Consider the following 25,801-nt stretch of genomic DNA (forward strand, 5'->3'; position numbering starts at 1 on the left):
CCCCCGCGGTTGTTGGGGGGGTGGTTTCGGGGGAAATCCTGTTTGGGGTTCCCCCCGAAATCACGCCCACAGCCATTTCCGGCCGTCAGCGGGCCGGCGGGGCGCCGCCGAGGGCGGCCAGGCGCGAGCGCAGCAGCCGGCGGTCGCCCTCCCTGTCGACCAGGGAGAGTGCCCGCCGCAGTGCGTCCGCCGCCTCCGCGTCGCGCCCGAGCCGGGCCAGCAGGTCTGCCCGCACCGCCGGGAGCAGGTGGTAGCGCGCCAGGGCGGGGGCGTCCGCCAGGGCGTCGACCGCCTCGAGCCCCGCCGCCGCGCCCGCCACCTCGGCCAGAGCGACAGCACGGTTGAGCGCGACGACGGGCGAGGGCGTCATCGTGACGAGCACGTCGTACAGGCCCAGGACCTCGCCCCAGTCGGTGTCCCCGGCGGCCGCCGCTCGCGCGTGCAGCGCGGCGACCGCCGCCTGTACCTGGTATGGCCCCGGACGGCGCACCGCCAGCACCTCGTCGAGCAGGCGCAGGCCCTCGTCGATCTCGTCCGTCCGCCACCGGCGGCGGTCCTGCTCCGCCAGCGTCGAGGACGCACCGTCGGCGCCGCTGCGGGCGTCCCGGCGGGCGTGCTGCAGCAGCACGAGGGCGAGCAGCCCGCCCGCCTCCGGCTCGTGGGGCAGCAGCCGGACCACCAGCCGGGCGAGCCGGACCGCGTCGTCGGCCAGGGCGCGCCGCTCGGCGGCGCCGGCCACCTCGTCCACCGGTTCGGCGTACGCGTCGTACCCCTCGGTGAAGAGCACGTAGAGCACCGCCAGCACCGCCGCGGTGCGCTCCGGCAGCAGCGCCGGCGGCGGCACCCGGAACGCGATCCCCGTGGCACGGATGCGCGCCTTGGCGCGGACCAGGCGCTGCGCCATCGTCGCCTCCGGGACGAGGAACGCCCGCGCCACCTGGGGCGTCGTCATGCCGGTGAGCGAGCGCAGCGTGAGGGCGACCCGCCCCTCGAGCGGGATCGCTGGGTGGCAGCACGTGTAGACGAGCCGCAGGAGGTCGCCGTCGGGGTCGTCGAGCTCCCACCGGTCGTCGTCAAGACCGGTGGCGACCTCGTCGGGGACCGGGTCCGCGGTGGGGTCCACGGCACGGGAGCCTGGGTCCACCCGTTCGGCCAGCCGGGCCGCAGCGGAGGTCTTCTCACCCTCGGTCCGACGTCGACGCAGCACGTCGATCGCGTGCCTGCGCGCCGCCGTCGTCAGCCAGGCACCCGGACGCTCCGGCACGCCGTCGCGCACCCAGGTGCGCAAGGCGGTGGCGAACGCCTCCTGCGCGGACTCCTCGGCGAGGTCGAGGTCGCCCGTGGCGCGCGCGACCGCGCCGAGGACGCGTCCCCACTCGGTGCGGAACGCGTCCTCGACGGCGGCGCTCGGCGCCCCCCGTACCGTCATGCGGGCCGGTCGGTCTCCGTGGGCCAGAACGGGTGCACCGCGATCGTCCCGCCGCCCCAGGAGCCGGGGTGCTCGGCGGCGATCGCGAGCGCCGTCTCCAGGTCGGGCGCCTCGACGACGTCGAACCCGCCGATGACCTCCTTCGACTCCGAGAACGGGCCGTCCGTCACGAGGGCGGAGCCGCCCTGCACCCGGACCTGGCGCACGTCCGCCGCGGGACGCAGCCGCTCCCCCAGCACCCGCGAGCCGTCGGCGTCGTGGCGGCGCACCCAGTCCTCGATGTCCGGGGTCGGCCCGCGGTCGGGCACGTCGGGCTCCCGCACCAGGAACAGGTATCGCATCAGTCGCCCTCCGATCCGTCGAGGTTCAGCGGCCACACCGGACGCAGCTCGATGGCGCCACCGTGGGCCATGGGGTGCTCGGAGGCCATGGTGATCGCCGTGTCCAGGTCCGGCGCCTCGATGACGTCGAACCCGCCGATCGCCTCCTTGGCCTCCGAGAACGGGCCGTCCGTGACGACGACGCTCCCGCCGCGCACCCGCACCCCGACGGCGTCCTCCGGGGGGCGCAGACGGTCGCCCACCACCGCCGCGCCGCTGCCGTAGTACTTCTCGACCCATCCCTCGATGGCGGGTGCCCCCTCGGCGTCCCCGGGGCGCAGGTCCGGGTCGTCCGGCGTACTCAGCACCAGCATGAGATAGCGCATCAGGCCTCCTCGGTCCGCGTCGTGAGGGGCCGGCTGAACACCATCGGCCCGTAGAACGCCACGTCGACGGCCTCGATGCCGTCGCCGACGCTGCGCCCGTCACGGTACCGGGCGGTGCCGGCCTGCCGCTGCGTGCGGCATGCCCCGAGGATCGTGTCCAGGAATCTCATCGCGTGACCTCTCGTCCTGCACGGCCCGTGCGGCCGTGTCATGAGGACGACGAACGGGGACCGGCCCGATCGACAACTCATTGATGCCCGTGCTCGCGATGCGGCGCGGCCGCTCAGTGCGCCTGGGCCGGATCCCGGTCCGTGGCATCGCCCACGAGCGTGCCGGGCCGGGTCGGACGGAGCACCGCCGGCAGCAGCGCGGCGTGCGCCTCGAGCAGCTCGTCGGTCATCGTCCGGATCTGCTCGAGCGTGCAGTGCGCCGACGTCAGGGGGTCCATCGCGACGGCATGGTGCACGTGCTCGACGTCGCCCGTCAGGGCCGCCCGGACCGCGAGCGTCTGGACGTTGATGTTGGTGCGGTTGATCGCCGCGAGCTGGGGCGGGAGGTCGCCGAACGAGGTCGGCTGCACGCCGTTCGCGTCGACCAGGCACGCCACCTCGACGCATGCGTCGTCCGGCAGGTTCGTGATGACCCGGCCCGCGTTGGGGACGTTGCCGTAGACCACGGCGGGCACGCCCGTCACCACGGCGTTGACGATCGACGCCCCGTACTCGACGGACGGGCTGAGGTCGGCCTTGAGGCGCTCGAGCTGCTCGTCCACGTCGCCCTGCTCGTCGTGCGCCGAGCAGATCTCGTAATAGTCCCAGCGCTCCGGGAGGTACTCCAGCGTGGTGGCCGCGTCCTTGCGGAAGTACGGCACGTACTCCGACGCGTGGTGGCTCGACTCGGTCTCGAAGTACCCGAAGTGGTTCATCAGCGTGGTGCGGACCTGCTCGTTGCCCCCCTCGTAGGTGCTCGCGGCGAGCGCCTCGTCGGAATGGTCGCCGTCGTCGGTGAGCAGGTCGGCCGCCGCGCGGCCGCGCCGGTGCCGCTCCTTCATCACCTCGCGCAGGCGGGGGTAGAGGTCCTCGGCGCCACGGTGGAAGTCGAGCACCCACGCCTGGTGGTTGATGCCCGCGCACCGGTAGGAGACCTCGTCGTACGGGACGCCGAGGGTGCGGGCGAGCATGCGCGTGGTGCCCTGCACGCTGTGGCACAGCCCGACGGTACGCAGGCCGAGCGCGTTGAGGTAGGCGGTGGCCATGGCCATCGGGTTGGCGTAGTTGATGAACTGGGCGCCCGGGCAGACCTCGAGGGCGACGGTCGCGATGTCCTGGTAGGCCCGCACGGAGCGCAGGAAGCGGAACACGCCGCCGGGGCCGACGGTGTCGCCCACGGTCTGGTCCACGCCGTGGCGGCGCGGGATCTCGACGTCGTGCCGGTAGGAGTCCAGGCCACCCACCTGGAAGGTGATGATGACGAAGTCGGCGTCGCGCAGGGCCTCGCGGCGGTCGGTGGTCTGCTGGACGTCGGTGGGCAGCCCGTGGTGGTCCACGAGCTCGCGTGCGGCGCCCGCCACCCGGTCGAGCCGGCCGGCGTCGAGGTCCATGAGGCACAAGGTGGCGTCGCACAGGGCAGGGAAGCTGAGCAGGTCACCGATGAGGCGGAGCGGGAAGACGTAGCCGCCAGCACCGATGATGGTGATCTTCGGGGAATGAGCCATGCAGGGACGCTAGACCCGAGGATGGTGGTGAATCCTCCGGCTGGCTCGCCCCGGTCTCCGGGAACCGTCGGTGGGGGCGGCCAGCTCATCACGTCGCAGAGCAGCTTCTGCGACACGTTCCGGCAGATCTGCGGCACGGCGCCCGGCGACTACCGCCGCTCGCTCGGCTGAGCTGGTCGAGCCTGACGAAACCGGGTTTCGACAGGCTCAACCGGCGACGGCGTAGCCCGCGGACCGCAGCTTCTCCACCACCGCGGTGCAGTGCTCGTGCCCCTTGGTCTCGAGCTGCACGTTGACCAGCACCTGCGACACCGTCAGCGTGGTGTCGGTCCGCGTGTGCTCCACCTGCACGATGTTGGCGCCGGCGGCGGCGATGGTGTCGAGCAGGGCGGCGAGCGAGCCGGGCTTGTCGTCGATGCACAGGCGCAGCTGCAGGTAGCGGCCGGCGGCCACGAGGCCGTGCTGCACCACGCGCAGCAGCAGCAGCGGGTCGACGTTGCCGCCGGTGAGCACCGGCACGATAGTGCCGGGCAGCGAGCCGGGCTCGGCCGCCAGCACGGCCGCGACCCCGGCGGCGCCGGACGGCTCCACGATCTGCTTGCCACGCTCGGCGACGAGCAGCAGGGCGCGCGACATCTCCTCCTCGGACACGGTGCGTACCTCGACCCCGAGGCGCTGCAACACCTCGAACGGCACGTCGCCCGGGGTGCCGATCGCGATGCCGTCCGCCATCGTCGGCCCGAGGGTGCCCGCCGTCGGCTGCCCCGCGGCGAGCGAGGCGGGATACGCCGCGGCGGTCTCGGCCTGAACGCCGACGACGCGCACGTGCGGGGCCGCCTCCGCGAGCACCGTCGCGATGCCCGCGATGAGGCCGCCGCCGCCCAGGGGGACCACGACCGTCCCGACGTCGGGCACCTGCTCGAGGATCTCGAGGGCGACGGTGCCCTGCCCGGTCACGACGTCCAGGTGGTCGAACGGGTGGATGAGCGTGCGGCCGGACCGCGCGGCCTCGGCGCGCGCGGCGAGGAGCGCCTCGTCCACGCTGTCGCCCACCTGCCGTACCTCGGCGCCGTAGCCGCGGGTGGCCGCGAGCTTGGGCACCGAGGCGTCGACCGGCATGTAGACGATGGCGTGGATGCCGAGCATCTGTGCCGCGAGGGCCACGCCCTGGGCATGGTTGCCGGCGCTGGCCGCGACCACGCCGCGGGCCTTTTCCTCATCGGGCATCCGGCTCAGGCGCGTGTACGCGCCGCGGATCTTGAACGAGCCGGCGCGCTGCAGGTTCTCGCACTTGAGCACGACGGGAGTGCCCGCGAGCTCGGACATCGCGCGGAACGCCTGCACCGGGGTGCGGATGACGACGCCGTCGAGCTCCTGCGCCGCGGCGCGGACGTCGTCGAGAGTGACGCGGTCGATCGGGGGGTGTGCTGCCACTTACCTGTTCTCTCCTGCCGGGCCCTCGTCGGTGGAGTCGGGGGCGACCTGCGACGCCCCCCGTCCCGACCAGAGGAGAGTACCGGGGAGCTGGGACCGGCGGCGCAGCAGCGGCACGTGGTCCTCGGTGCCGAGCTCGGGGAACTTGTCGTGCCCGTGGAAGTAGAGCAGCACGGTGTTGAGCACCGCCGCGAGCGGCACCGCGAACAGGGCACCGATGATGCCCGCCGCCATGCTGCCGGCCGCCACCACGAGCACCACGGCCACCGGGTGCAGGGACACGGCGTGGCCCATGAGAAACGGCTGCAGGATGTGGCTCTCGGCCTGCTGCACCAGCAGCACGATGCCAAGCATGATGAGGGCGGCGAACCAGCCGTTCGCCACCAGTACGACGGCGGTGGCGATCGCGCCGGTGACGATCGCGCCGATGATCGGCACGAACGACCCGATGAAGACGAGGATGCCGATCGGGAGCGCGAGGGCCGGGACGAAGAACGCGGACCCGACTCCGATGCCGACGGCGTCGACGAACGCCACGAGAATCTGCGTGCGCACGTACGCCGACAGGGTGACCAGGCCGCGGCGGCCCGCCTGGTGCACGGATTCGCGCGCCCGGACGGGCAGCAGGTTCACGAGCCAGGTCCAGATGGTGCGGCCGTCGAGCAGGAAGAAGATCGTGCAGAACAGCGCGATGAGCGCGCCGACGAGCACGTGCCCCACCGTGGTCGCCGCGCCCAGCGCCCCGGAGACCAGGCCCGAGTTGTCCACCATCGAGTCCTGCAGCTGCTGCCCGTACCCCGAGAGCTGTTCGGAGTCGAGGCTCAGCGGACCCTCGGCGAGCCAGGTCGTGAACTGCTTGAAGCCGGCGACCGCCTGGTCGGCGAGGTCCTGGAAGCCGGCGACGATGGACCTGCCGGCCAGCGTGATCAGGGCGCCGATGACGACGATCAGGCCCACCACCGAGATCGCGGTGGCGAGCCCCCGGCCCAGGTGCCAGCGCTGGAGCGTCCGACGCACGGGGGCGAGCAGGATCGTGACCAGCAGCGCGATCGCGACGGGCACGACGATCGTCTTCAGGGCCGCGAGCAGCCACAGGAAGCCGGCCACGGCGGCGGCGATCAGCAGGACGCGCCACGACCAGGCGGCCGCCACACGGATGCTCAGCGGGACGGCGTCCGCGCCGGAGGGGGAAGTTCGTTCCGAGCTCACCCGCAAACCCTAGGCGGCGCGCCGCTCCCCCGCGCGAGAGCCACGCCCGCGCCGGTCGCGGCGCTCAGCCGCCGACCTGGATCTTCACGGCGCGTCCACAGGTTGGTCGCCCCGACGCACCGATAGGTTCGCGGCGGGCAAGGTCGCCCGGGCCGGGCCCGTCGCTACGAGGAGGTAGCACGGACGTGACAGCGAACCCAGCGCAAGACGTCTGCAACACCCGTCGCACCACCCGTCCCACCCAACCCGCCGGCCGACGCCGCGCCTGGCGGCTCGTCGCCGCGGCGGCGTCCGCGTTGGTCGTGGTGCCGCTCGCGAGCGTCCCCGGCGCCGCGGCGACCGGCGACGACACCGGCGCGCCACCCGGCGCGGGCCCGGTCGTCCCGGCGGACCCGCAGGCGTGGAACGACCAGGCCGAGATGACGTGGGACGACTACGTGCCGGTGCGCCCCGACGAGTGGGCGTCCGCCGAGACCAGCACCGGCTCGGAATCGCAATACCGCACGGCGGTGATCCTGGTCGAGTTCTCCGACCAGCCGTTCCTCATCACCCAGGAGCCCGGCACGCACCCGTTCGACAATCCGCAGGCCGACTGGACGCCCGTCCCGCAGGACGAGGTCGCCGACTGGTACGAGGCGTACTACGCGACGCCGAACGAGTACAACGGCGGGCAGACGCTGCACTCGTACTGGATGGAGACCAGCCACGGGAAGATCGGCGTCGACGTCGAGGTGTTCGGCCCCTACGAGCTGCCCGGCAAGCTGCACGAGTACGGCATCGACGACCGCATGAACGGGCCGATCGAGAAGTACTGCCCGATGGGCGACGAGTGCGGCAAGGACCTGCGCGCGGACGCCACGAAGCTGTGGCGCGAGGACACGGGCTGCGCCGAGGGGCTGTGCGACTTCGACAACGCCTTCCTCGTCACGGCCGGTCACGACGAGTCCGCCACGTGGGAGGAGTTCGGCCAGCAGCGGTACGCGAGCCCCGAGGACGTGCCCGACGAGCTCGGGCCGCCGCGGAACGCGGACGGTACCCCCGTGCTCAACCAGCTCGGCGAGCCGATGACGAACTGGGCCAGCACCCGGTACGTGGACTGGACGTCGTGGCGGGCCGCGGCGAACCACTGGCCGAACGCGGGCGGCGGCATCTCGACCCAGGCGGAGAGCTCGGGGCTGAGCGTGTTCGCGCACGAGTTCAGCCACCTGCGCGGGCTGCCCGACAACTACAACAACCCGTTCGCCGACGACACCCGCAACTACACCGGGTACTGGGAGATGATGAGCCGCGGCACGTTCAACGGCCCCGGCGGCACCCACAACCGCTGGCAGGTGCCGAACGCGGGCGGATCGGGCCTCGGTCCGCACCACATGGTGCACTTCAAGCAGGACCTCGGTGTGCTCACGGACGACGAGACGGTGCAGCTCACGCGCAGCGGGCTCGCGCAGGACGGCGTGGCCGTGACCACGCTGCGCGCCCGCGAGCACGTGCCGGGCGAGGGCGACAAGGTCGCGCTCGACCTCGACGTCGACGGCGGGTGGACCGCCGGGGCGTGCACGGCCCAGGTCCCCGAGGACCCGGACTTCTGGTGCCCGGCCGGCGACAACTGGCAGGACTACACGATGGAGGTCGTGGACCGGGTCGGCAACGACTCCTTCGTCCCCGGCCACGGCGTGCTCCTGGCGCAGAACCGCGACCAGGGAAGCCCGCGCGAGTGGCTGGTCGACCCCAACCCGCAGGACATCGAGCGGGTCGACTACGAGGGTCCGGACGGCGAGCCCGCCCCGGTGGTGCGGGGCGACCCGCGCCAGCTCGACGACGCGACGTTCCAGGCCGGCACCGGCTCCGGCAGCGCGTCGGAGTGGGTGGACGAGCCCAACGGCCTGCACCTGTACGTGCTGGACACCCACCGCGACGCTGGCGGCGTCCTGTCGTACGACGTCGCCGCCCGGTCCCTCGAGGGCGCCGGCGACCAGGAGCGTGACGGGCGGCTCGGCAAGGCCCGGACCGCGCCGGTGGGCGGCGACGCCGCGCTGCTGACGTCGCGCCTGTCGAACACCGGCGAGGCGGGGTCGGGCCTGCACGGCTCCGACGTGTACCGCCTGTCGGCCACCGTGGACGGCAAGGGCTGGGACGTCGCGCTGCCCTACGAGGTGGCGGCTGTCGAGGCCGACGACGCGGCGATGGTCGGCGCGTACGCGACGGCGGGCGACGGCGCGTCCCGGCGGGCGACCGTGACCCTCACGGCCACCAGCGAGTCCGACCCCGACGTCGTCACCACCACCACCGTGACGCTCGAGAAGCGCGACCTGAGGGTCACGCACGCGAGCGCCGCGCGGCTGGTGCGCGACTACGCCGACCAGGACCTGCTCACCCGGAGCCAGCGCACGCGGCTGCTCGCCGACCTCGCCCTGGCCGCGGTGCTCCCGCCGAAGGCGGCGGACCGGGCGCTCGACCGCTTCGAGCGGGTGGCCGAGGACGTCGCGTCGGAGGGTCGGCGCAACCTCGCGAGCGCGGCGCTCGTGTCGGTGGCGCAGGACCTGCGGCGCTGACAACGCCGGTTGAGCCTGTCGAAACCCGCCGGTTGAGCCTGTCGGCGCCGCTGGTTGAGCCTGTCGAAACCCGGTTTCGACAGGCTCAACCAGCGTCCGGGCGCCGCTTCTGCGGGTACGGGGTCTCCCCGCGCTCCAGCATTGCCGCGTACTTCGCGACGTTGCGCTCGCGCGCCTCGGCGGTCTTGAGAGCGCCCAGCCGGTGCAGGATGGCGTACCGGTTCTGCGACGTGAGGACGTCGAACGTGGCGGCCGCACGCGGGCTGGCGGCGAGCGCCGCGGCCAAGTCGGGCGGCACCTCGGCCCGCGCGGGCCCGTGGTACGCGGCCTCCCAGCGCCCGTCCGCCTTGGCGGCGTCGATCTCCGCCTGTCCGCGGGGGCGCATCCGCCCCTCGCCGGTCAGCCGCGCCACGATCTCCTGGTTGCGCACGGACCAGCGGCTGCGCGGCCGGCGCGGGCAGAAGCGCTGCAGCGTCGAGTCTGCGCCCAGGCTGCGCATCTGGGCGTCGATCCAGCCGCTGCACAGCGCCTCCTCGAGCGCCGTCGCATAGGTGAGCGTCGTCGGGGCGGGGCGCCCCTTCTTGGCGAGCACCAGCCACGCACCGTCCGGGCGCGAGTCCTCGTGCTCGTCGAGCCACGCCCGCCACGCCGCCGGGTCGGGGAGCACGAGCTGCTCGGGCAGGCCGGTGCCGGCGCTGTCACTCGTCAATGTCGTCTCCTGTTCGGGCGTCGAGGAACGCGAGACCGTCACTCCACCGTCCTGACCTCGGTCGTCACCGCACCGTGCGGCGACGACCATCCTGCCGTCACCATCCCGGGCCCGCGCAACGACGACGACGGAACATCCCGCGCCGCCGGGCGGTTGCGACTGTCGGGGCCGCTCCATGGACCCGTCAAGGAGGTAACACGATGAACTCGATCTTCGACCAGCTGCTCGGCCGCTCCGGCAAGACCACGATGGTGGCGCCGGAGGAGGCGCTGCCCGGGCGCGAGTCGCCGGTGCTCCCGGCGCCGCGGCCGCATACGGTGCTCGGCACGTCGATCACGGGCCCGTGGCCGGAGGGCACGCGAGTGCTCTACCTGGCGATGGGCTGCTTCTGGGGCGCCGAGGAGATCTACTGGCAGGTGCCCGGCGTCGTGAGCACCGCCGTCGGCTACATGGGCGGCACCACGCCGAACCCCACGTACGAGGAGGTGTGCTCGGCACGCACCGGGCACGCCGAGACGGCGCTCGTGGCGTACGACCCGACCAAGGTCTCCGAGGCCGAGCTACTCAAGATCTTCTGGGAGCGGCACGACCCGACGCAGGGCTTCCGCCAGGGCAACGACGTGGGCACGCAGTACCGGTCCGCCGTCTACTGGACCACGCCGGAGCAGGAGCAGGCGATCCGCGAGACCGCCGAACGGTACGGCGAGGTCCTGGCCGCCAAGGGCTACGACCCCATCACCACCGACCTGCGCCCGGCCGCCGAGGCGGGCCCGTTCTACTACGCGGAGGACTACCACCAGGAGTACCTGTCCGACGCGAAGAACCCGCACGGCTACCGCTGCCACGCGACGACGGGCGTCCCCTACCCCGACGCCGCCTGATCCCCGCCCGGGCCGGCCCGAAGCCGGCCCGGGCGATCGTCACGTGTGCTTGTGGTGTCGCCTGTCCCTGCCGTCCCCGTCCGAGCAGACGAAGCTCGAGGCACTCTCGGGTGCGCCCGACCGGTAGCGCGCGACGGCCGGGTAGACGCAGAGCGGGCGGCTGCGGTCCGCGGACCAGCCGGCCGGAAGGGCCGGGTTCGACGGGTTCACCGTCGCGACCAGGGAGTCGGGGGCGTCGCCACGCTCGACCCAGTCGACCAGGGCGGCCAAGGCGGCATATCGGTCGGTCGCCGGTCCCCCGCTCACGTGGCCCATGCCGGGCACCTCGAAGTAGCGGGCGAACCTCTCGGCGTGTCCGCGGTTCCCGGCGTCGAGGGCCCGGTACCAGTCGGCGGTGTCGTCGGGCGAGAAGACAGCGTCGGCCGCGCCGTGGATCACCATGAGCTTGCCGCCCCGGTCGCGCAGGGTGTCGAGCTCGGCCGGGTCCGGCGGCGTCATGAACGACATCGCGCTCTCGGCGTAGGCCCCGCTCGTGGCGTCGATCGATGCGGCCGCCGCGTCGATGTCGAGCCCGAGCGCGTACCCCCGCAGGTCGGCCAGGATGCTCGGGTCGGACGGCGGCGTCGAGAACACGAACCCGAACGCGCCCGGGTCGAGCGTCACCGACGCATCGAACTCCCATCCGGCCCAGCCGGGCTGGGTGAGCCCCGGGTCGTACGGGAAGGAGCTGTAGACCTCCTCCCCGTCGCTCGTGGTCGCACCCGCGAAGACGCCGCCCACCACGGCCTTCTGCTCGGTCGTGAGGCAGGTGCCGTCACGACTCTCCGCGCACGTGGGCACGTGTCGGTCGATCGAGAACTTCTGCTGGCACCGCGCGCTCGCCTGCACCATGCCGTCCTCGAGGCCATCGAGACGGTCACAGCGATCGAGGATCGCCTCGGCGACGACGGCGCGCTCGGCGGCCGTGAACGCGGTCGACAGGTCGGTGGTCGTGGTGGCGAGCGTCGCGTACTGCTGGGCGCCCCATAGCTGGGCGACCGCGGCCTGCGGCAGGTTGAAGCCCGGCGCGACGGCAAGGAAGCCGTCGTAGTCCTCGGCGTAGCGCGCCGCGCCGACCATGGTGTGCCGGCCGCCGTTCGAGCCTCCGGTCATGTAGGAGCGGTCGGGGCCGCGGCCGTAGGCGGCGGTGACGAGCGCCTTCGCCATCGGCGTCAGGGTGCCGACGGCCTGGTAGCCGTAGTCGAGCCGGGCCTGCGGGTCGAGGCCGAACGTCGGATTCTGGCCCGGGCCGTGCCCGGCGTCCGAGCTGATCACCGCCATCCCCTGCTGCAGGCCGCTCTCCCCGCCGCCGACGCCACCGATCGCCGTCGCCACGTTGCCGTCGATGCCGCCGTTGGCCTGGTAGAGGTACCGCCCGCTCCAGTCGGTCGGCAGGCGCATCTCGAAGCCGATCGCGTACGTCTGCCCGTCGACCTCGCTCACCCGCTCGTTCATGCGGCCGGTCACGAGGCAGTGCTCGCCGATCGACTCGCCGCCGTTGCTCAGGGTGCCTGCCGCCACCAGCGAGGCCCCGGTGACGACGGTGTCCCCGTACCGGAAGCCCTCGAGCGACTCGCACTCGAGGAGGGTGCCGGGGGTTGCGGCGCTCAGGTGCGGGGGCCTGTGCCGGTCGCCGTGCTGCCCCGCCGCGGCCGGCGAGATCGCCGCGCCGACGAGGAGGGCGGCGGTCGCGGCGGTGGACAGCACGGCCGTGAGCCGTCGCGCTGCCGACCTCATCGGTCAGCTCCCGTCGAGGTGCCTCTCGGCCCGAACGGACACGTCGTCGTGTGCATGTCGATCCCCTCCGTGCGCCGTCCGGAGAGTCCACCTCGCCGAACGAGTGCGGGACGGGGTGCGTCGTCGCGCCCCATTGGCCATACGATAGGGGGAATCGTTGATATCTTCAACGATTTTTCGTTGTGAATATCAACGATTCTTGTGGCGCCTGCCGAACGCCCACCGCGTGACACTCCAGCGCAGCACCCTCGGCAGCACCGCGACGACCAGCGCCAGGAGCCGCGACTACCCGAGCAGCAGCACCACGAACCACAGGTGCCCCGACTCGAAGTGCTCGCCCTGCACGACGAACGGCGCCTCGGCCGGCTCGAGCCGCGCGTCGAAGAACCGCGGGTAGAGCTCCGCGTAAGAAAGGTCGGAGCCTCGCGGGTGCGCTCGCGCACCCACACCGGGAACGGGAGCAACAGCACGGTGGCCACGACCAGCGGCACGCCGAGCCGCAGCAGCCGCTCGCCGGCGTAGCGGGCGGGGGTGCGCCGCGTCAGCGAGCGCCGCGACGCCCAGCCCGAGACGGCGAACAGCGCCGGCATCGCCCACACGACGGCGACGGCGTCGCCGGGCACCGCACCGTGCGGGGGCCGCACTCCCCGATCGTCGCACCCGGGGCGCCTCCGGTCGAGGCCGGTGCCCCGCCCCGTGCGGACCGTCCGCTCTCAGCCCTGCAGGAGGTGCAGCACCGCGAGGACGCGGCGGCTGTACCCCCCGGTGGCGTCGAGGCCGAGCTTGGTGAAGATGGCGTTGCCGTGCTTCTCGACGGCGGACAGCGACAGGTGCAGGGCGGACGCGATCCCGGCGTTCGTCCTGCCCTCCGCCATGAGGCCGAGGACGTCCCGCTCGCGCGCGGTGAGGCGAGCAAGGGGGTCGGCCCGCCCGGTGCCGGCGAAGAGCTGGCGCACCACCTCGGGATCGACGACGAAGTCGCCGCGCGCGACCCGGTGCAGCGCGTCGAGCAGCTCGGAGACCCGCATGACGCGGTCCTTCAGCAGGTAGCCGACGCCGGACCCGGCCCCCGTGACGAGCTCGCGTGTCGGCCCGGTCTCCACGTACTGGGAGAGCACGAGCACCGCGACCGACGGCCACCGGCGCCGGATCTCGACGGCCGCCCGGATGCCCTCGTCCGTGTGCGTGGGCGGCATGCGCACGTCCACGAGCACGACGTCCGGCGGCGTCCGGCGCGCCAGCAGCGCGAGCAGCTCGTCGGCGTCGCCGACGGCGGCGTCCACCGCGATGCCCTCGTCCTCGAGGAGGGCGCGCAGCCCTTCGCGCAGCAGCGCGGAGTCCTCGGCGATCATCACGCGCACGGCAGCACCGCTCGCACGGCCGTCGGCCCGCCGGCCGGGCTGTGCACGCCGAGCGACCCCCCGAGGGCGGCGGCACGGGCGGTGAGCCCGGCGAGGCCACGGCCGGGGTGCACGCCCGCGCCGCCGACACCGTCGTCCTCGACCGTCACGGACACCGCGCCGTCGGCCGGCGCGACGACCACGTCGACGCGCGTCGCCCGGGCGTGCTTCGAGACGTTCGTCAGGGCCTCGGCGACCACGTAGTACACGCAGGCCTCGACCTCGGGCGGCACCCGGCCCGCGAGCCGGAAGTCGAGCCCGGCCGACGGGGTGGCACGCGCCGCCAGCCGACCGATGACCGGGCGCAGGCCCTGGGTGTCCAGGGCCGCCGGGTGCACACTCCACGCGACGTCGCGCACAGCGGTGAGCAGGCGACCGGTCTCGTCCGCCGCCTGGGCGAGCAGGGCGTCGCGCGTCCCGTCGTCGGCGGCGCGGCGGCTCCGGTCGACGAGCATCCCCAGCGCGACGACGTGCTGCTGGGCGCCGTCGTGCAGGTCCCGCTCGATCCGGCGGCGCTCCGCCTCGACCGCCGCGACGATGTCTGCGCGCGACGCGACGAGCGACTCGATGCGGGAGACCAGCTCAGCACGGTCGTCGGAGCCGAGGTACCGGCCGGCGGTTGCCCGCTCGAGCGCTGCCGCCCCGATCAGCCCCATCACGGCCAGGTAGAGCAGCAGCACGCCCGGGACCGCCGCGGAGAGGATCGTGAGTCCGGTCGTGGGCTCGCCCTCGTCGTTCGAGAGCGCCGGGACCCGCACGTCGAATCCCCAGGACGCGAGCATCAGGGCCGCGGCGAGCACGCCGTAGGCGAGCAACGCCACGACGCCGAGGCCTGTGAGCCCGACCACGAGGCGCACGGCGAGGTAGCGCGCGTGACGGTCCGGCGCGACGGCGACGTCCACCGGCCGCCCGAGCCATCGTTCGAGACGCCGCACGTGGACCTGCACCACGGATGAGAGCACCCGGTCGCGCCAGGCACATGCACTCGGCAGGACACCGCCGACGGCCGACGCGCCGGCTGCCACGACGAGCGCGGCCCCGTCGAGAGGTGCGAGACATGCCCCCAGCACGACCCCGTACGTCGCCCGGGCGGCGGAACTAGGAATGGCCACCCGCCGACCCTAGCCACGCGGCGCGCGCACCGTACTGCGGTGAACCGCACCCCTGACCTGCGGTTGTCCCGCGAGTTCCATGCGCGAAGCCCCGATGCGGCGCCGACCCCACGGTTCCTAGTGTCGACGGCATGAGCACACCACTCCTCACGACGGCGGCGAGCGCCGCCGCAGACGACCCCGGGATCCTCACCCGCCTCACCGACTGGGCCGTGAGCCTCATGGAGACGCTCGGCGCACCGGGTGCCGGTCTCGCCGTCGCCCTCGAGAACCTCATCCCGCCCATCCCGAGCGAGGTGATCCTGCCGCTCGCCGGGTTCACGGCCAGCCAGGGCACCCTCGGTCTGCTGCCCGTGATCCTGTGGACCACCGCCGGCTCCGTCATCGGTGCGCTCGCCCTCTACCTCGTCGGCGGGGCGATCGGACGGCAACGACTCCGCCGCCTCGTCGAACGCATGCCCCTCGTCCGCGTCGAAGACCTCGACACGGCGGAGGCCTGGTTCGCGCGGCACGGCGAGCGCGCCGTGCTGCTCGGCCGCTTGATCCCGATCGTCCGGAGCCTGATCTCCGTCCCCGCCGGCCTGGAACGGATGCGGCTCGGCCGGTTCCTGGCGCTGACGGCCATCGGCAGCGGCATCTGGAACACCGCCCTCGTGCTGGTCGGGTACGTGCTGGGCGAGCAGTGGCACGCCGTCGAGGCCCTCATGGGCCGGTACCAGTCCGTCGTCATCGTCCTGGCCGTCGTGGCACTCGGGTGGTACGTGGTGCACGCCGTCATCACCCGACGCGCGGTGGCCGGTCGCCGGCACGCCCGCTCGCGCTGACCTGCCGGCCGTCCTGGCCTCAGCAGAACGTGTCGAGCAGGCGACGGCAGCGCACCGGGTCCTCGGTGAGCCCGTGCTCGAGCCCCCACAGCAGGTACGACGTCGCGCGCAGCACCACCCAGGCGCGCGCCCGGTCGCGGGGCACCCCGGCCGTGCGGACGAAGGCGTCGAAGGCCGCGAGCACGTCGGCCTCGGTGGGCAGCTCGTCGAGCCGGGTCCACAGCACGCGCGCGAGGTCGGCCTCCGGGTCGCCGCGCCACAACACCGGGTCGACGACGAGCCAGGGCGCGCGCGTGCCGGCCAACACCTGGTCGTGGTGCAGGTCGCCGTCGACGGCCCGGCCCGACGTCGGCGCCGCGGCGCGCTCGGCGGCCAGGGCGAGCGCCACGTCGAGCTGATCCGACGGCACCGGCTCCGCGAGCCGTGCCCAGTCGGCGGCGAACGATCCCGCCATGCCCGCCGCGATCCCGGCGGTGGACGGCACGTCGTCGGGCGCGGGGACGGCGAGCGTGCGCGTGAGCTCGGCGAGCACGTCGATCGCGTCAGCGAGCGGCTCGTCCGCGAGCGACCGCCCGGCGTCGAGGCGCTCCAGCAGCATCGCGCGGTCCGCCTCGTCGGCGTCGACCAGCAGCACGGTGCCGCGCCCCGCCCACACGCGCAGGGCGCGGGCCTCCTCGGCCACGTCGTCGCCGGGCGGGGCGAGGCGCAGCGCGAGGCGCTCGTTCCCCCTCCGCACCGGGACGACCAGGGCGTTGGACCCGTGCGCGGGCTCCCCGTCGACGGCGAGCCCCCAAGACGCGCACCGCGCGGCCGCGCGGGCGGGCAGGGCATCCAGCCAGCCCCGCCCGGCGTCGTCGTGCCACCATCGCGGCATCGCGCGGAACGGGGGCGGCACGGTGATCACGTGCGCCACGGTAGCCGCCCGCCGCGATGCAGGACCCGAGGCCCGGTGCGCCGACCGGGTGTGGAATAGGAGCATGAGCGAGCAGAGCACCGCCCCCGACGTCCCGACCCTCGCCGCCGCGGACGGCACCGCGATCCCCGCCGTCGGCTTCGGCACCTACCAGCTGAAGGGAGCTGCCGGCGCCGACGCGATCTCACGAGCGATCGACACCGGCTACCGTCTGATCGACTCCGCGTTCAGCTACGAGAACGAGGGCACCGTGGGCCGCGCGGTCCGGGCCTCGTCCGTACCGCGCGAGCAGCTCCTGGTGACGTCCAAGCTGCCCGGCCGCCGCCAGGCCTACGACGACGCCGTGGCCGCCGTCGAGGAGTCGGTGTACCGCACCGGGCTCGACTACCTCGACCTGTACCTCATCCACTGGCCCAACCCGCGGATCGGCACGTACGTCGAGGCGTTCCAGGCGCTCGTCGACTGCCGCGAACGGGGGCTGATCCGCCACGTCGGGGTGTCGAACTTCCTGCCCGAGCACCTGGACGCCGTCACCGAGGCCACCGGCGTGACGCCCGTCGTCAACCAGATCGAGCTGCACCCGTACTTCCCGCAGGCCGAGCAGCGCGCCGCCGACGCCGAGCGCGGCATCGTCACCGAGGCGTGGAGCCCGATCGGCCGCGCCAGCGCGATGCTGGGCGACCCGGTGATCGCGGAGGTGGCCGCCGCCCACGGGGTCTCCCCCGTCCAGGCGATCCTGCGCTGGCACGTGCAGCTCGGCGTCGTGCCCCTGCCCAAGGCGTCCAGCCCCCAGCGGCAGGCGGAGAACCTCGAACTGTTCTCGTTCGAGCTCACCGACGACGAGATGGCGCGCCTCACCGGCCTGGGGCGCCCCGACGGGCGCACCGCCGACCAGGACCCGGCGGTCTACGAGGAGCTCTGAGCCCCGCCCGCGGGACGGGTGGCGCGCCCGTCCCGCGGCCCGAAGGTGCGCAGCGCCTCCGCGTCGCTCGCCGCCGACCGCAGGAAGTACTCCGCCCACTCCGCCGCGTCGGGGTACGCCGACCCGGCGACCACCGCCGCCACCGCGGCGTCGACATCGACCGGCGTGTGCCGCAGGGCGACCTGCCCGTCGCGCAGCAGCGCCCACGATCCGCCCGGGCGGCCGTAGGGCATCCCGACGCTGCCCGGGTTGACGACGAGCCGCCGGTCCACGAGGCGCACGAACGGCATGTGCGTGTGCCCGCACAGCACGGTGGTCACGTCGTCGTCGAGGTTGCCCAGCACGTCGGCCCACCGCTCGAGCGAGGAGTCGACGAGCACCACCTCCTCGTCGTCGCGCGGGGTCCCGTGGCACGCCACCACGCGCCCGAACCCCCGCACCCGCAGCTCGACGGGGTGCGGCAGCCCGGCCAGGAGCTCCACGTCCGCGGGCCGGAGCTGGGCCGCCGCCCACGGGGTGATCGGGTCGGGCACGACGCCGGAACCGTCGCGGGCGTGCGCGACGAGCTCGCGGTCGGCGTTGCCCCGCACCAGCACGGCTCGGTCGCCGAGCCCACGCAGCCGGTCGAGCACCTCCACCGGCTGCGGGCCCGCGGCGTGGTCGCCGGTCACGACGACGACGTCCGCCGCGCGCACGTCCGGCTCCGCCAAAACCGCGTCCAGCACCGGCAGCACCCCGTGCACGTCGGAGAGCACCGCGACGGTGCCGATCTCGTCCGAGTCCTGACGCATGTCCTGACGAATGTCCTGACGAATGTCCTGACGAATGTCCTCGCGCATGGCCCCACGGTCGCAGGCGCGAGGCCGGGCCGCACGGCCTTCTGCTCCTGGCAGCACGACCGCAGCACGACCGCAGCACGACCGCAGCACGACCGCAGCACGACCGCAGCACGACCGCAGCACGACCGCAGCACGACGGCACCGCGACAGCGTCGGGGTCGGGTGGGACGATCGACGCGTGCTGCTCGCCGAGCTGGTCACCACGCACGCCGCCGTCGCCGCGACGCGCTCGCGGCTGCGCAAGCGCGAGCTGCTCGCGGGCGCCCTGCGCGCCGCGGACCCGGGCGACGAGGTCGAGATCGTCGCTGCGTTCCTGTCGGGGCGTCCGCGCCAGCGCCGCACCGGCCTCGGCTGGCGCACGCTCGGGTCGTTGCCGTCGCCGGCCGACGAGCCGTCGCTGAGCCCCCAGGACGTCGACGCCGCCCTCGCGCACCTGGAGCGGCTGGCGGGGGCGGGCTCCCAGGCCGCACGCCGGGCCGCCGTCGACGAACTGTTCGCGCGCGCCACGGCCGACGAGCAGGACTTCGTCCGCCGCCTGGTGCTGGGCGAGCTGCGCCAGGGGGCGCTCGACTCGCTGCTGCTCGACGCGATCGCCTCCGCGGCGGACGTACCGCTACCGGTCGTACGCCGCGCCGCCATGTTCAGCGCGCTCACCGGCCCGATCGCGCGCGCCGCGCTCTCCGGGGGCGCGCCCGCCCTGGAGGCGTTCCGGCTCGAGCCCGGGCGGCCCGTGCGCCCGATGCTCGCGTCGTCGGCGCCCGACGTCGCCACGGCCCTCGAGCGCTTCGGGGGCGCCGAGGTCGCGGCCGACACCAAGCTCGACGGGATCCGCGTGCAGGTGCACCGCACCGGTGACGAGGTCGTCGTGTTCACGCGCTCCCTCGACGACGTCACGGAGCGGCTGCCGGAGGTCGTCGCCGTCGCCCGCTCCCTCGACGTGCGGACCGTGGTACTCGACGGCGAGGCGATCGCGCTCGACGCCGCCGGCCGCGCCCGCCCGTTCCAGGAGACCGCGGCACGCACGGGCAGCCACGACGCCGAGGCGGGCAGCGCCGCCGTGCCGCTGAGCGTGCGCTTCTTCGACGTGCTGCACCACGACGGCACCGACCTCATCGACGCGCCCGCGGCCGAGCGCCTCGCGGTGCTGGACCGGGTGCTCCCGCCCGAGGTCGTGGTGCCGCGGCTGGTGTCGGCCGACGTCGGCGAGGTCGAGCGGTTCTTCGCCGACACCGTCGCCGCGGGCCAGGAGGGTCTGGTGCTCAAGGCGCTCGACGCGCCGTACGCCGCCGGGCGCCGCGGCGCCGGCTGGGTGAAGGTCAAGCCGCGGCACACGCTCGACCTCGTGGTGCTGGCCGTCGAGTGGGGCTCCGGGCGCCGCGAGGGCCTGCTCTCCAACATCCACCTGGGCGCCCGCGACCCCGCCACCGGCGGGTTCGTCATGCTCGGCAAGACGTTCAAGGGCATGACCGACGCGATGCTCGCCTGGCAGACGCAGCGGTTCACCGAGCTCGCGACGTCCCCCGCGGACGGGACGTCGTACGTCGTCACGGTGCGGCCCGAGCAGGTGGTGGAGATCGCCTTCGACGGCGTGCAGCGCTCCACGCGCTACCCCGGCGGGATGGCGCTGCGCTTCGCCCGCGTGGTGCGCTATCGCGACGACAAGACGGCCGCGGAGGCCGACACCGTCGAGACGGTGCGCACCCTCGGCACCTAGCCGTCTGTACTAGCTGCCCGTTCTAGCGGCCGCCGCGGCGCCCGGGCCTCCCGCTGCTGCCCGGCCGGCCCGGGCGACCAGGACGACCCGCCGGCCGTCCCCCGGGGCGGCCGGCGGCGCGACCGCGGCCGGCGCCATCCGTGCCGCGACCCCCGCCCTCGGACGCCTTGGCCTCCCGCTGCGCCTCGCGCCGCCGGGCCCGGCGGTCCTCGCGGCTGCCGCCGCCCTCGTCCGGGGCGCCGCGCCCCCGCGAGCTGTTCGCCGTCCGCCCGCGGACGATGCCCACAATCTCCTCGACCAGGTCGGAGCCCCCGTCGACGGGCCAGGCGAGCCCGACGGGTGCCTCCGGACCGCCGTCGAGCACGCGATAGGTGACGTCCTTGCGGTGGTGCAGCCGCGCCAGCGACATCGGCACGATCGTCACACCGACACCTGAGGCGGCGAGCGCGATCGCGTCCGCGGCCGTGGCCGGCCGCTCGGTCTCCACGAGCCCGCCCGCGCCGTCGTCGTACGCCTCGGGCGCCCGCCCCGGTACCTCGGCGCCACCCTGGTAGAGGACGTCGTCTGCGGGCAGCCAGACCACGTCGTCCTCCAGGTCGGCGGCCGGCACGACCTCCTCCTCGGTGGCCGCCGCGAGCAGGTGGTCACGCGAGACCACCACCACGGGCAGCTCGGCGTAGAGCGGGATCGCGTGCAGCACGTCCTTGTCGACCGGCAGGCGCAGGATCGCCGCGTCGGCCCGCCCGTCGGTGAGCGCGGGGACCGCGTCGCCGGCCTCGACCTGCACCAGCTCCAGCCGGACGTCCGGCAGGCGGTCGCGCCACGTGCGCGCCCACCGGCCGGGGGTCACGCCGGTGACGTACGCGAGGCGGAAGGTCGCGGCGGCGCCAACGTCACCCACGTCGCCAACGTCACCCAGGTCACCCGCGTCGCCCGCGTCGTCGGGGGTCGCCTCGGGGGCGTCGTCGGGGCCATCGGCCGGCTGCTCGCTCACAGGACCAGGCTACGTGGGCGTCGCGGGCGGCCTGCCGCGACTACCCTGGTACCCATGGCCGGAACCCCCTTCTCTCAGCAGGTCCTCAAGCCGACGAACGCGGCGAAGAAGCTCGGGGTGTACCTGCCCGCCACGCCGCCCGAGTTCCAGGAGCACGGCGTCACGCGAGCCGAGCTCGAGGAGCTCGAGACCAACCCGCCGGAGTGGCTCGCCGAGCTGCGCCGCAACGGCCCCCACCCGAGGCCCGTGGTCGCGGGGCGCCTGGGCGTCTCTATCGCCGGGCTTGCGCGCGGCGGCGTCAGCGAGGCGCTGACCACCGAGCAGATCAACGAGCTGCGCGACGACCCGCCGCAGTGGCTCCTCGACGAGCGCGCGACGGCGGCGAAGGTGCGCGAGGAAGAGGACCGCGTCAAGGCCCACGCTGCGGAGCAGGCCGAGCGCGAGGCGCGGCGGCGCACCAAGCACTGATCCGCCGACAAGACGCGAGTTCGGTCAGATGGTGCGAGTTCGGTCCGTACGCCGGCCGAACTGGAACCGAGTGATCGAACTCGCACGTCAGTCTCGCGCAGCCACCCGGTCCGTGTGCCCGAGGGCGAGGTCGGGCGCGACGGCGTCGCGGATCGCCTTCTTGAGCGGCGGGATCTCGGGGACCCCGCCCTGGGCGGCCCGATCCCACAGCGCGGCACGGCGTCCCGACCGTCGCCCGGGCGGAGCTCTACCCGGAACACCCCGCCGGTGGCGGGCACCAGCGCGACCTCCCCGAGCCGGGTGCGGAAGGCCTGCAGCAACTCCTGCGCCACCCACGCGGCCCGCGTCAGCCACGGGCACTGCGCGCAGCAGGTGATCGCGACGCCGGCGGTCGTCAGGGAGACTGGTCGGGTGCACACCCCCGACCCTGGCCTCACCCCGGACCCCGCCACGCCGTCCGGCGACCTCGACGTCGTCCTCGACGCACTGATCCCGTGGCCGGACGACGGACACCGCGCCGACGGGCCCGTCGCCGTCGACGCCACGGACCGGCTGCTCCTCGACGAGGCCGGCCCCCTGCTCGCCGCAGCCGGGCCCGGCGACGTCGTCGTGCTCGGCGACCGGTTCGGCGCCCTCACCCTCGGTGCCCTCGCGCTGGGCGCGCCGGACGTGCGCACGCACGCGGACCTGGCGACCACGCAGGCCGCGATCGAGCACCAGCTGGCGGACGCCGAACTGCCGGACGTCGTCGACGCCCGGCGAGCCGGCGTCACCGTCAGCGACGCCCTGGGCGAGCAGCTGCTCTCCGGCGCCCGGCTCGTCCTGCTTCAGCTCCCGAAGTCCCTGGCGGAGCTCACGGAGATCGCGGAGCTCGTCGCGCGGTACGCAGCCGACGACGTCGTCGTCCTCGCGGGCGGACGCGTGAAGCACATGACGCGCGGGATGAACGACGTGCTCGCCGCGTCGTTCACCGACGTGCGCGCCACGCTGGCCCGGCAGAAGTCCCGGGCGCTGGTGGCGACGGGCGTGCGGCCCGGGCGACGCGACGCCCCGCTCACCTACCCCGCCACCGCCCGGCTCGCCGACCCCGAGCTCGCCGCCGCGGCGGGCGTGCCGCACCTGGACGTCGTCGCCCACGGCGGGGTCTTCGCCGGCACGGCGCTCGACCTGGGCACCCGCTTCCTGCTCACGACGGCGGACAAGTGGCCCGCCACGGACCGGGTCCGCGACGCCGTCGACCTGGGCTCCGGCTCCGGCCTGCTCGCCGTGGTGCTCGCCCACCGCTACCCGGCCGCCCGGGTGGTCGCCGTCGACAGCTCGGCCGCGGCCGTCGCCTCGACGCTCGCGACGGCGGCAGCGAACCGTGTCGGCGACCGGGTGGTCGCGCTGCGCGACGACGCCGGCGCCTCCCTCCCGGAGACCAGCGCCGACCTGATCCTGCTCAACCCGCCGTTCCACGACCGGGCCGCCGTGCGCTCCGACGCCGCGCACCGGATGTTCCGCGCGGCGGGCCGCGCCCTGCGCCCGGGCGGGGAGCTGTGGTGCGTCTTCAACACGGCCCGGCAGTACCGGCCCGCGCTCGCCCGCTCCGTCGGGCCCACCGTGCAGATCGCCCAGAACCCGAAGTTCACGGTGACCCGGTCCCGCCGGCGCTGAACGCTGGTTGAGCCTGTCGAAACCACGGGCCGGGTCTCGACAGGCTCAACCAGCGGCGGGTTCGACAGGCTCAACAAGCGGGAATCAGCGCACGTCGACGACGTCCACGACGAAGACGAGCGTGGCGCCGCCGGGGATGCCGGCCTGCGGCACGCCGCGCTGGCCGTAGCCGTGCTCGGACGGGATGGACAGCAGCACGCGGTCGCCCACGTTGCGACCCACGAGGCCCTTGTCCCAGCCGCCGATGACGGCGCCCACGCCGATCGGGAAGTCGATCGTCTCGCCACGGTCGTAGGAGTTGTCGAAGACGCCGCCGGCCCAGGTCTGGCCGAGGTAGTTGACGACGATGGTGCGGCCGGAGTCGACCACCGGGCCGGTGCCCTCCTCGAGCACCTGCACCTGCAGGCCGGCGGGCGCGTCGCCCTCCGGGAACGTGATCTCGGGCTTGTCGCCGAAGCTGCCGGTGGCGGTGGGGAGCGTGCTCACAGGGGTACCTCGAATTCGTCGGGGGCCGCCGGAGCTCCCGGCGGAGTGCGCGACAAGCCTACGCGGGCTGCCGAACGGTCTCCCACACCGACTGCCGCACCGACGCCGCTGCCACGGCCCGCAGCGCCTCGAGCACCGAGACGACCGGCGGCGCGTCGGCGACGGCGTCCTGCACCAGCGCGTAGATCGACCGCACGGGAACGGGGCGCACCACCGGCACCGCGACCGTGCCGGGCGCCGGGTGCGCCGAACCGAGGGCCGGCAGCACCGTGATCCCGATGCCGGCCGCGACGAAGGCCACCGCGGTCCGGTAGTCGTGGGCTTCGACGGCGAACGTCGGCGCGAAGCCCGCTGCACGGCATGCCTCGAGGAGGTTGCGGCGGCACCAGCCGCGGGCGAAGTCGTTGTCGATCCACCGCTCGCCCACCAGCTCGACGAGCTCGATCTCCTCCCGGCCTGCCAGCGGGTGCGACTCGGGGATCACGGCGACGTACGGGTCCTCCAGCAGGTGGTGGGCGGTGGTCCCCGCGCCCGGCGTGAAGTTCGGTTGCGCGACCGCCAGCTGCAGGTCGGCGCGACGGGACGGGTCCGTCGGGATCTCCTCGGTCAGCACGAGGTCGAGACGCACCCCGGGATAGAGGGTCGTGAACGTGCTGACCACCGACGGCAGCCAGGCCGCACCGACGGACGCGAAGTAGGCGATGGAAAGGCTGCCCGAGCGCCCGGAACGCAGATCGGCGACGAACGTCTCCACCTCCCCCAGCCGCGCGAGCAGCCCGTCGGCCTGCGCGGCGAGCGCCTGGCCGGCGGCGGTGGGCCGCACGCCCCGGCCGTGCCGGGCGAGCAGCTGCAGGCCCGTCTCGCGCTGCAGCGCCGAGACGTGCTGGCTCACGGCGGAGGGTGTGTAGCCGAGGTTGGCGGCCGCGGCGGCGACGGAGCCGCTGGCCACGACCGAACGGAAGATGCGGAGGCGGTGGACGTCGAGCATGGACACGACACTACAGTGGGACTGAATGGTTCGGTAGGTATGTGAACTGGTGCTGACGATACCTCTCGGGAGACGATCGTCGTCATGACGACGACCACCCCCCTTGCGCCCGGCCGGCCCCGCAGCACCGGCGGGGCCCTGACCGTGGCCGCGATGGCCGTCACCGTGGTGCTCTGGGCCTCGGCCTTCGTCGGCGTGCGCGCCGTCGGGCACGACTTCGACGCCGGCGCGCTCACCCTCGGCCGCGTCGCGGTCGGCACCGTGGCGCTCACCCTCATGGTCCTGACGGCGCGGGCCTACCGCCGCACGCCGGTGCGGCTGCCGCGGGGCCGGGTCCTGGTGCTCGTGCTCGTCTGGGGCGTCGCGTGGTTCGGCGGCTACAACCTCACGCTGAACGCCGCCGAGCAGCACCTCGACGCCGGCACCACCGCCCTGATCGTCAACATCTCGCCCATGCTGGTCGCGGTCCTCGCGGGGATCCTGCTCGGCGAGGGCTTCCCGCGCCGGCTGCTCGTGGGGATCGGTGTGGCGTTCACCGGCGTCCTCGTCATCGCGATCGCGACGTCGACCGGCCGCTTCGACGCCGTCGGCGTGGTGCTCGCCCTGGCCTCGGCGGTCCTGTACGCGGGCGCCGCCACCCTGCAGAAGCGCCTGCTGCCGCACCTCGACGCCCTCACCATGACCTGGATCGGCTGCCTCGCCGGCACCGTGGCGGCGCTGCCCTTCCTCCCCGCGCTGGTGACGCAGGTCGCCGTCGCGCCGACGTCGTCGATCCTGGGCATCGTCTACCTCGGGATCTTCCCGACGGCGATCGCCTTCTGCACCTGGGGCTACGCCCTGAGCCGCACGAGCGCCGGCCGCACGGCGTCCGCGACGTACGCCGCCCCGCCGCTCGTGGTCCTCATGTCCTGGTTGCTGCTCGACGAGGTCCCGACCGCGATCGTGCTCCTGGGCGGCGCGCTCGCGCTCGCAGGGGTCGCGGTCGCGACCCTCCCCCGACTTGTCAGGACCAGGACCACGATCCCGTGAACGTGGTCCTGACAACTCTCACCGCCCGCGAGTTGTCAGGTTCTAG

At 74.1% G+C, this 25,801-nt stretch carries 26 protein-coding genes and 1 pseudogene; 9 read left to right on the plus strand and 18 right to left on the minus strand.

What is annotated here, in order from left to right; genetic code table 11:
- Positions 1–85: 85 nt before the first annotated feature.
- The 5 genes from AC1C2V_RS02555 to melA all read right to left on the minus strand — a co-directional run bounded on the left by AC1C2V_RS02555 (position 86) and on the right by melA (position 3,849).
- The gene (locus tag AC1C2V_RS02555; protein WP_495387994.1) at positions 86–1,429 is read right to left on the minus strand and encodes an RNA polymerase sigma factor; all 1,344 of its coding nucleotides are present in this window, start codon (positions 1,427–1,429) and stop codon (positions 86–88) included.
- Positions 1,426–1,770 (minus strand): YciI family protein, encoded by a 345-nt coding sequence (locus tag AC1C2V_RS02560; protein ID WP_495387995.1) that lies wholly within the window; start codon positions 1,768–1,770, stop codon positions 1,426–1,428. Before AC1C2V_RS02560 ends, AC1C2V_RS02555 begins: the two co-directional genes overlap by 4 nt.
- Positions 1,770–2,135: a YciI family protein gene (locus AC1C2V_RS02565; RefSeq protein WP_495387996.1), complete on the minus strand. Its 366-nt coding sequence runs from the start codon at positions 2,133–2,135 to the stop codon at positions 1,770–1,772. Before AC1C2V_RS02565 ends, AC1C2V_RS02560 begins: the two co-directional genes overlap by 1 nt.
- Positions 2,135–2,305 (minus strand): hypothetical protein, encoded by a 171-nt coding sequence (locus AC1C2V_RS02570; protein ID WP_495387997.1) that lies wholly within the window; start codon positions 2,303–2,305, stop codon positions 2,135–2,137. Before AC1C2V_RS02570 ends, AC1C2V_RS02565 begins: the two co-directional genes overlap by 1 nt.
- 113 nt (positions 2,306–2,418) lie before the next feature.
- Positions 2,419–3,849: an alpha-galactosidase gene (gene melA / locus AC1C2V_RS02575; protein WP_495387998.1), complete on the minus strand. Its 1,431-nt coding sequence runs from the start codon at positions 3,847–3,849 to the stop codon at positions 2,419–2,421.
- 27 nt (positions 3,850–3,876) lie between these two features.
- Here melA and AC1C2V_RS02580 point away from each other — a divergent pair, with 27 nt between their 5' ends.
- Positions 3,877–4,020: a hypothetical protein gene (locus tag AC1C2V_RS02580; RefSeq protein ID WP_495387999.1), complete on the plus strand. Its 144-nt coding sequence runs from the start codon at positions 3,877–3,879 to the stop codon at positions 4,018–4,020.
- 36 nt (positions 4,021–4,056) lie between these two features.
- Here the strand turns inward: AC1C2V_RS02580 and ilvA are convergent, their stop codons facing one another.
- Together ilvA and AC1C2V_RS02590 are read right to left on the minus strand one after the other, a co-directional pair.
- A complete protein-coding gene (gene ilvA, locus AC1C2V_RS02585) occupies positions 4,057–5,283 on the minus strand; it encodes a threonine ammonia-lyase (protein ID WP_495388000.1) in 1,227 nt (408 codons plus the stop codon).
- Positions 5,284–6,492 carry an AI-2E family transporter gene (locus AC1C2V_RS02590; protein ID WP_495388001.1) on the minus strand — a complete coding sequence of 403 codons (1,209 nt, stop codon included), beginning with the start codon at positions 6,490–6,492 and terminating at the stop codon, positions 5,284–5,286.
- A 185-nt stretch (positions 6,493–6,677) separates the two neighbouring features.
- Between AC1C2V_RS02590 and AC1C2V_RS02595 the strand changes: the two genes are divergently transcribed.
- Positions 6,678–9,044 (plus strand): M6 family metalloprotease domain-containing protein, encoded by a 2,367-nt coding sequence (locus tag AC1C2V_RS02595; RefSeq protein ID WP_495388002.1) that lies wholly within the window; start codon positions 6,678–6,680, stop codon positions 9,042–9,044.
- An 85-nt stretch (positions 9,045–9,129) separates the two neighbouring features.
- Here AC1C2V_RS02595 and AC1C2V_RS02600 read toward each other — a convergent pair whose 3' ends face one another.
- Positions 9,130–9,753 carry a YdeI/OmpD-associated family protein gene (locus AC1C2V_RS02600; RefSeq protein WP_495388003.1) on the minus strand — a complete coding sequence of 208 codons (624 nt, stop codon included), beginning with the start codon at positions 9,751–9,753 and terminating at the stop codon, positions 9,130–9,132.
- A 200-nt stretch (positions 9,754–9,953) separates the two neighbouring features.
- Between AC1C2V_RS02600 and msrA the strand changes: the two genes are divergently transcribed.
- Positions 9,954–10,634, plus strand: a complete 681-nt coding sequence (gene msrA, locus AC1C2V_RS02605) for a peptide-methionine (S)-S-oxide reductase MsrA (protein WP_495388004.1) — start codon at positions 9,954–9,956, stop codon at positions 10,632–10,634.
- Between the two features lie 39 nt (positions 10,635–10,673).
- Here the strand turns inward: msrA and AC1C2V_RS02610 are convergent, their stop codons facing one another.
- The 4 genes from AC1C2V_RS02610 to AC1C2V_RS02625 form a co-directional block, all read right to left on the minus strand.
- Positions 10,674–12,410, minus strand: coding sequence for a tannase/feruloyl esterase family alpha/beta hydrolase (locus AC1C2V_RS02610; RefSeq protein WP_495388005.1), 1,737 nt, complete (start codon positions 12,408–12,410; stop codon positions 10,674–10,676).
- A 285-nt stretch (positions 12,411–12,695) separates the two neighbouring features.
- The gene (locus AC1C2V_RS02615; protein ID WP_495388006.1) at positions 12,696–12,857 is read right to left on the minus strand and encodes a hypothetical protein; all 162 of its coding nucleotides are present in this window, start codon (positions 12,855–12,857) and stop codon (positions 12,696–12,698) included.
- Positions 12,858–13,123: 266 nt separating this feature from the next.
- Positions 13,124–13,762: a response regulator transcription factor gene (locus AC1C2V_RS02620; RefSeq protein ID WP_495388438.1), complete on the minus strand. Its 639-nt coding sequence runs from the start codon at positions 13,760–13,762 to the stop codon at positions 13,124–13,126.
- Positions 13,762–14,772, minus strand: a complete 1,011-nt coding sequence (locus AC1C2V_RS02625) for a sensor histidine kinase (protein WP_495388007.1) — start codon at positions 14,770–14,772, stop codon at positions 13,762–13,764. The genes AC1C2V_RS02620 and AC1C2V_RS02625 overlap by 1 nt, the downstream gene beginning before the upstream one ends.
- A gap of 281 nt (positions 14,773–15,053) precedes the next feature.
- On the opposite strand from AC1C2V_RS02625, the gene AC1C2V_RS02630 reads away from it, so the two are divergent.
- Positions 15,054–15,746 (plus strand): DedA family protein, encoded by a 693-nt coding sequence (locus tag AC1C2V_RS02630; protein WP_495388008.1) that lies wholly within the window; start codon positions 15,054–15,056, stop codon positions 15,744–15,746.
- Between the two features lie 19 nt (positions 15,747–15,765).
- Here the strand turns inward: AC1C2V_RS02630 and AC1C2V_RS02635 are convergent, their stop codons facing one another.
- The gene (locus tag AC1C2V_RS02635; RefSeq protein WP_495388009.1) at positions 15,766–16,650 is read right to left on the minus strand and encodes an aminoglycoside phosphotransferase family protein; all 885 of its coding nucleotides are present in this window, start codon (positions 16,648–16,650) and stop codon (positions 15,766–15,768) included.
- A gap of 73 nt (positions 16,651–16,723) precedes the next feature.
- Between AC1C2V_RS02635 and AC1C2V_RS02640 the strand changes: the two genes are divergently transcribed.
- Positions 16,724–17,581: an aldo/keto reductase gene (locus AC1C2V_RS02640; protein WP_495388010.1), complete on the plus strand. Its 858-nt coding sequence runs from the start codon at positions 16,724–16,726 to the stop codon at positions 17,579–17,581.
- Here AC1C2V_RS02640 and AC1C2V_RS02645 read toward each other — a convergent pair.
- Positions 17,566–18,372: a metallophosphoesterase family protein gene (locus AC1C2V_RS02645; RefSeq protein WP_495388011.1), complete on the minus strand. Its 807-nt coding sequence runs from the start codon at positions 18,370–18,372 to the stop codon at positions 17,566–17,568. The two genes, AC1C2V_RS02640 and AC1C2V_RS02645, sit on opposite strands and share 16 nt — an antisense overlap.
- A gap of 226 nt (positions 18,373–18,598) precedes the next feature.
- On the opposite strand from AC1C2V_RS02645, the gene AC1C2V_RS02650 reads away from it, so the two are divergent.
- Positions 18,599–20,134, plus strand: coding sequence for an ATP-dependent DNA ligase (locus AC1C2V_RS02650; protein WP_495388012.1), 1,536 nt, complete (start codon positions 18,599–18,601; stop codon positions 20,132–20,134).
- Between the two features lie 22 nt (positions 20,135–20,156).
- Here the strand turns inward: AC1C2V_RS02650 and AC1C2V_RS02655 are convergent, their stop codons facing one another.
- A complete protein-coding gene (locus AC1C2V_RS02655; protein WP_495388013.1) occupies positions 20,157–21,128 on the minus strand; it encodes a LysR substrate-binding domain-containing protein in 972 nt (323 codons plus the stop codon).
- Positions 21,129–21,182: 54 nt separating this feature from the next.
- Between AC1C2V_RS02655 and AC1C2V_RS02660 the strand changes: the two genes are divergently transcribed.
- Positions 21,183–21,596 carry a DUF5997 family protein gene (locus AC1C2V_RS02660; protein ID WP_495388014.1) on the plus strand — a complete coding sequence of 138 codons (414 nt, stop codon included), beginning with the start codon at positions 21,183–21,185 and terminating at the stop codon, positions 21,594–21,596.
- A 302-nt stretch (positions 21,597–21,898) separates the two neighbouring features.
- On the opposite strand, the pseudogene AC1C2V_RS02665 reads toward AC1C2V_RS02660, so the two are convergent.
- Positions 21,899–22,048: pseudogene (locus AC1C2V_RS02665) on the minus strand (Rdx family protein); the annotation flags it as partial.
- Here AC1C2V_RS02665 and AC1C2V_RS02670 point away from each other — a divergent pair.
- Positions 22,008–23,252, plus strand: a complete 1,245-nt coding sequence (locus AC1C2V_RS02670; RefSeq protein ID WP_495388015.1) for a class I SAM-dependent methyltransferase — start codon at positions 22,008–22,010, stop codon at positions 23,250–23,252. The pseudogene AC1C2V_RS02665 and the gene AC1C2V_RS02670 overlap by 41 nt on opposite strands.
- An 84-nt stretch (positions 23,253–23,336) precedes the next feature.
- Here the strand turns inward: AC1C2V_RS02670 and AC1C2V_RS02675 are convergent, their stop codons facing one another.
- Together AC1C2V_RS02675 and AC1C2V_RS02680 are read right to left on the minus strand one after the other, a co-directional pair.
- The gene (locus AC1C2V_RS02675) at positions 23,337–23,738 is read right to left on the minus strand and encodes an FKBP-type peptidyl-prolyl cis-trans isomerase (RefSeq protein WP_495388016.1); all 402 of its coding nucleotides are present in this window, start codon (positions 23,736–23,738) and stop codon (positions 23,337–23,339) included.
- A 58-nt stretch (positions 23,739–23,796) separates the two neighbouring features.
- Complete coding sequence (locus tag AC1C2V_RS02680; protein WP_495388017.1) at positions 23,797–24,726, minus strand: LysR family transcriptional regulator; 930 nt, start codon at positions 24,724–24,726, stop codon at positions 23,797–23,799.
- Between the two features lie 84 nt (positions 24,727–24,810).
- Here AC1C2V_RS02680 and AC1C2V_RS02685 point away from each other — a divergent pair, with 84 nt between their 5' ends.
- Complete coding sequence (locus tag AC1C2V_RS02685) at positions 24,811–25,755, plus strand: DMT family transporter (protein ID WP_495388018.1); 945 nt, start codon at positions 24,811–24,813, stop codon at positions 25,753–25,755.
- Positions 25,756–25,801 lie beyond the last annotated feature (46 nt).

This window comes from Isoptericola sp. Y541 (assembly GCF_059445465.1).

What these genes read in the sequence shown, in the direction of transcription:
- AC1C2V_RS02630 (WP_495388008.1), top strand. Translation starts at nt 15,054, where the DNA reads ATGAGCACACCACTCCTCACGACGGCGGCGAGCGCCGCCGCAGACGAC.
- AC1C2V_RS02610 (WP_495388005.1), bottom strand. Translation starts at nt 12,410, where the DNA reads ATGAGGTCGGCAGCGCGACGGCTCACGGCCGTGCTGTCCACCGCCGCG.
- AC1C2V_RS02685 (WP_495388018.1), top strand. Translation starts at nt 24,811, where the DNA reads ATGACGACGACCACCCCCCTTGCGCCCGGCCGGCCCCGCAGCACCGGC.
- AC1C2V_RS02555 (WP_495387994.1), bottom strand. Translation starts at nt 1,429, where the DNA reads ATGACGGTACGGGGGGCGCCGAGCGCCGCCGTCGAGGACGCGTTCCGC.
- AC1C2V_RS02620 (WP_495388438.1), bottom strand. Translation starts at nt 13,762, where the DNA reads ATGATCGCCGAGGACTCCGCGCTGCTGCGCGAAGGGCTGCGCGCCCTC.
- AC1C2V_RS02565 (WP_495387996.1), bottom strand. Translation starts at nt 2,135, where the DNA reads ATGCGCTATCTCATGCTGGTGCTGAGTACGCCGGACGACCCGGACCTG.
- AC1C2V_RS02660 (WP_495388014.1), top strand. Translation starts at nt 21,183, where the DNA reads ATGGCCGGAACCCCCTTCTCTCAGCAGGTCCTCAAGCCGACGAACGCG.
- AC1C2V_RS02640 (WP_495388010.1), top strand. Translation starts at nt 16,724, where the DNA reads ATGAGCGAGCAGAGCACCGCCCCCGACGTCCCGACCCTCGCCGCCGCG.
- melA (WP_495387998.1), bottom strand. Translation starts at nt 3,849, where the DNA reads ATGGCTCATTCCCCGAAGATCACCATCATCGGTGCTGGCGGCTACGTC.
- AC1C2V_RS02570 (WP_495387997.1), bottom strand. Translation starts at nt 2,305, where the DNA reads ATGAGATTCCTGGACACGATCCTCGGGGCATGCCGCACGCAGCGGCAG.
- AC1C2V_RS02645 (WP_495388011.1), bottom strand. Translation starts at nt 18,372, where the DNA reads ATGCGTCAGGACTCGGACGAGATCGGCACCGTCGCGGTGCTCTCCGAC.
- msrA (WP_495388004.1), top strand. Translation starts at nt 9,954, where the DNA reads ATGAACTCGATCTTCGACCAGCTGCTCGGCCGCTCCGGCAAGACCACG.
- AC1C2V_RS02560 (WP_495387995.1), bottom strand. Translation starts at nt 1,770, where the DNA reads ATGCGATACCTGTTCCTGGTGCGGGAGCCCGACGTGCCCGACCGCGGG.
- AC1C2V_RS02680 (WP_495388017.1), bottom strand. Translation starts at nt 24,726, where the DNA reads ATGCTCGACGTCCACCGCCTCCGCATCTTCCGTTCGGTCGTGGCCAGC.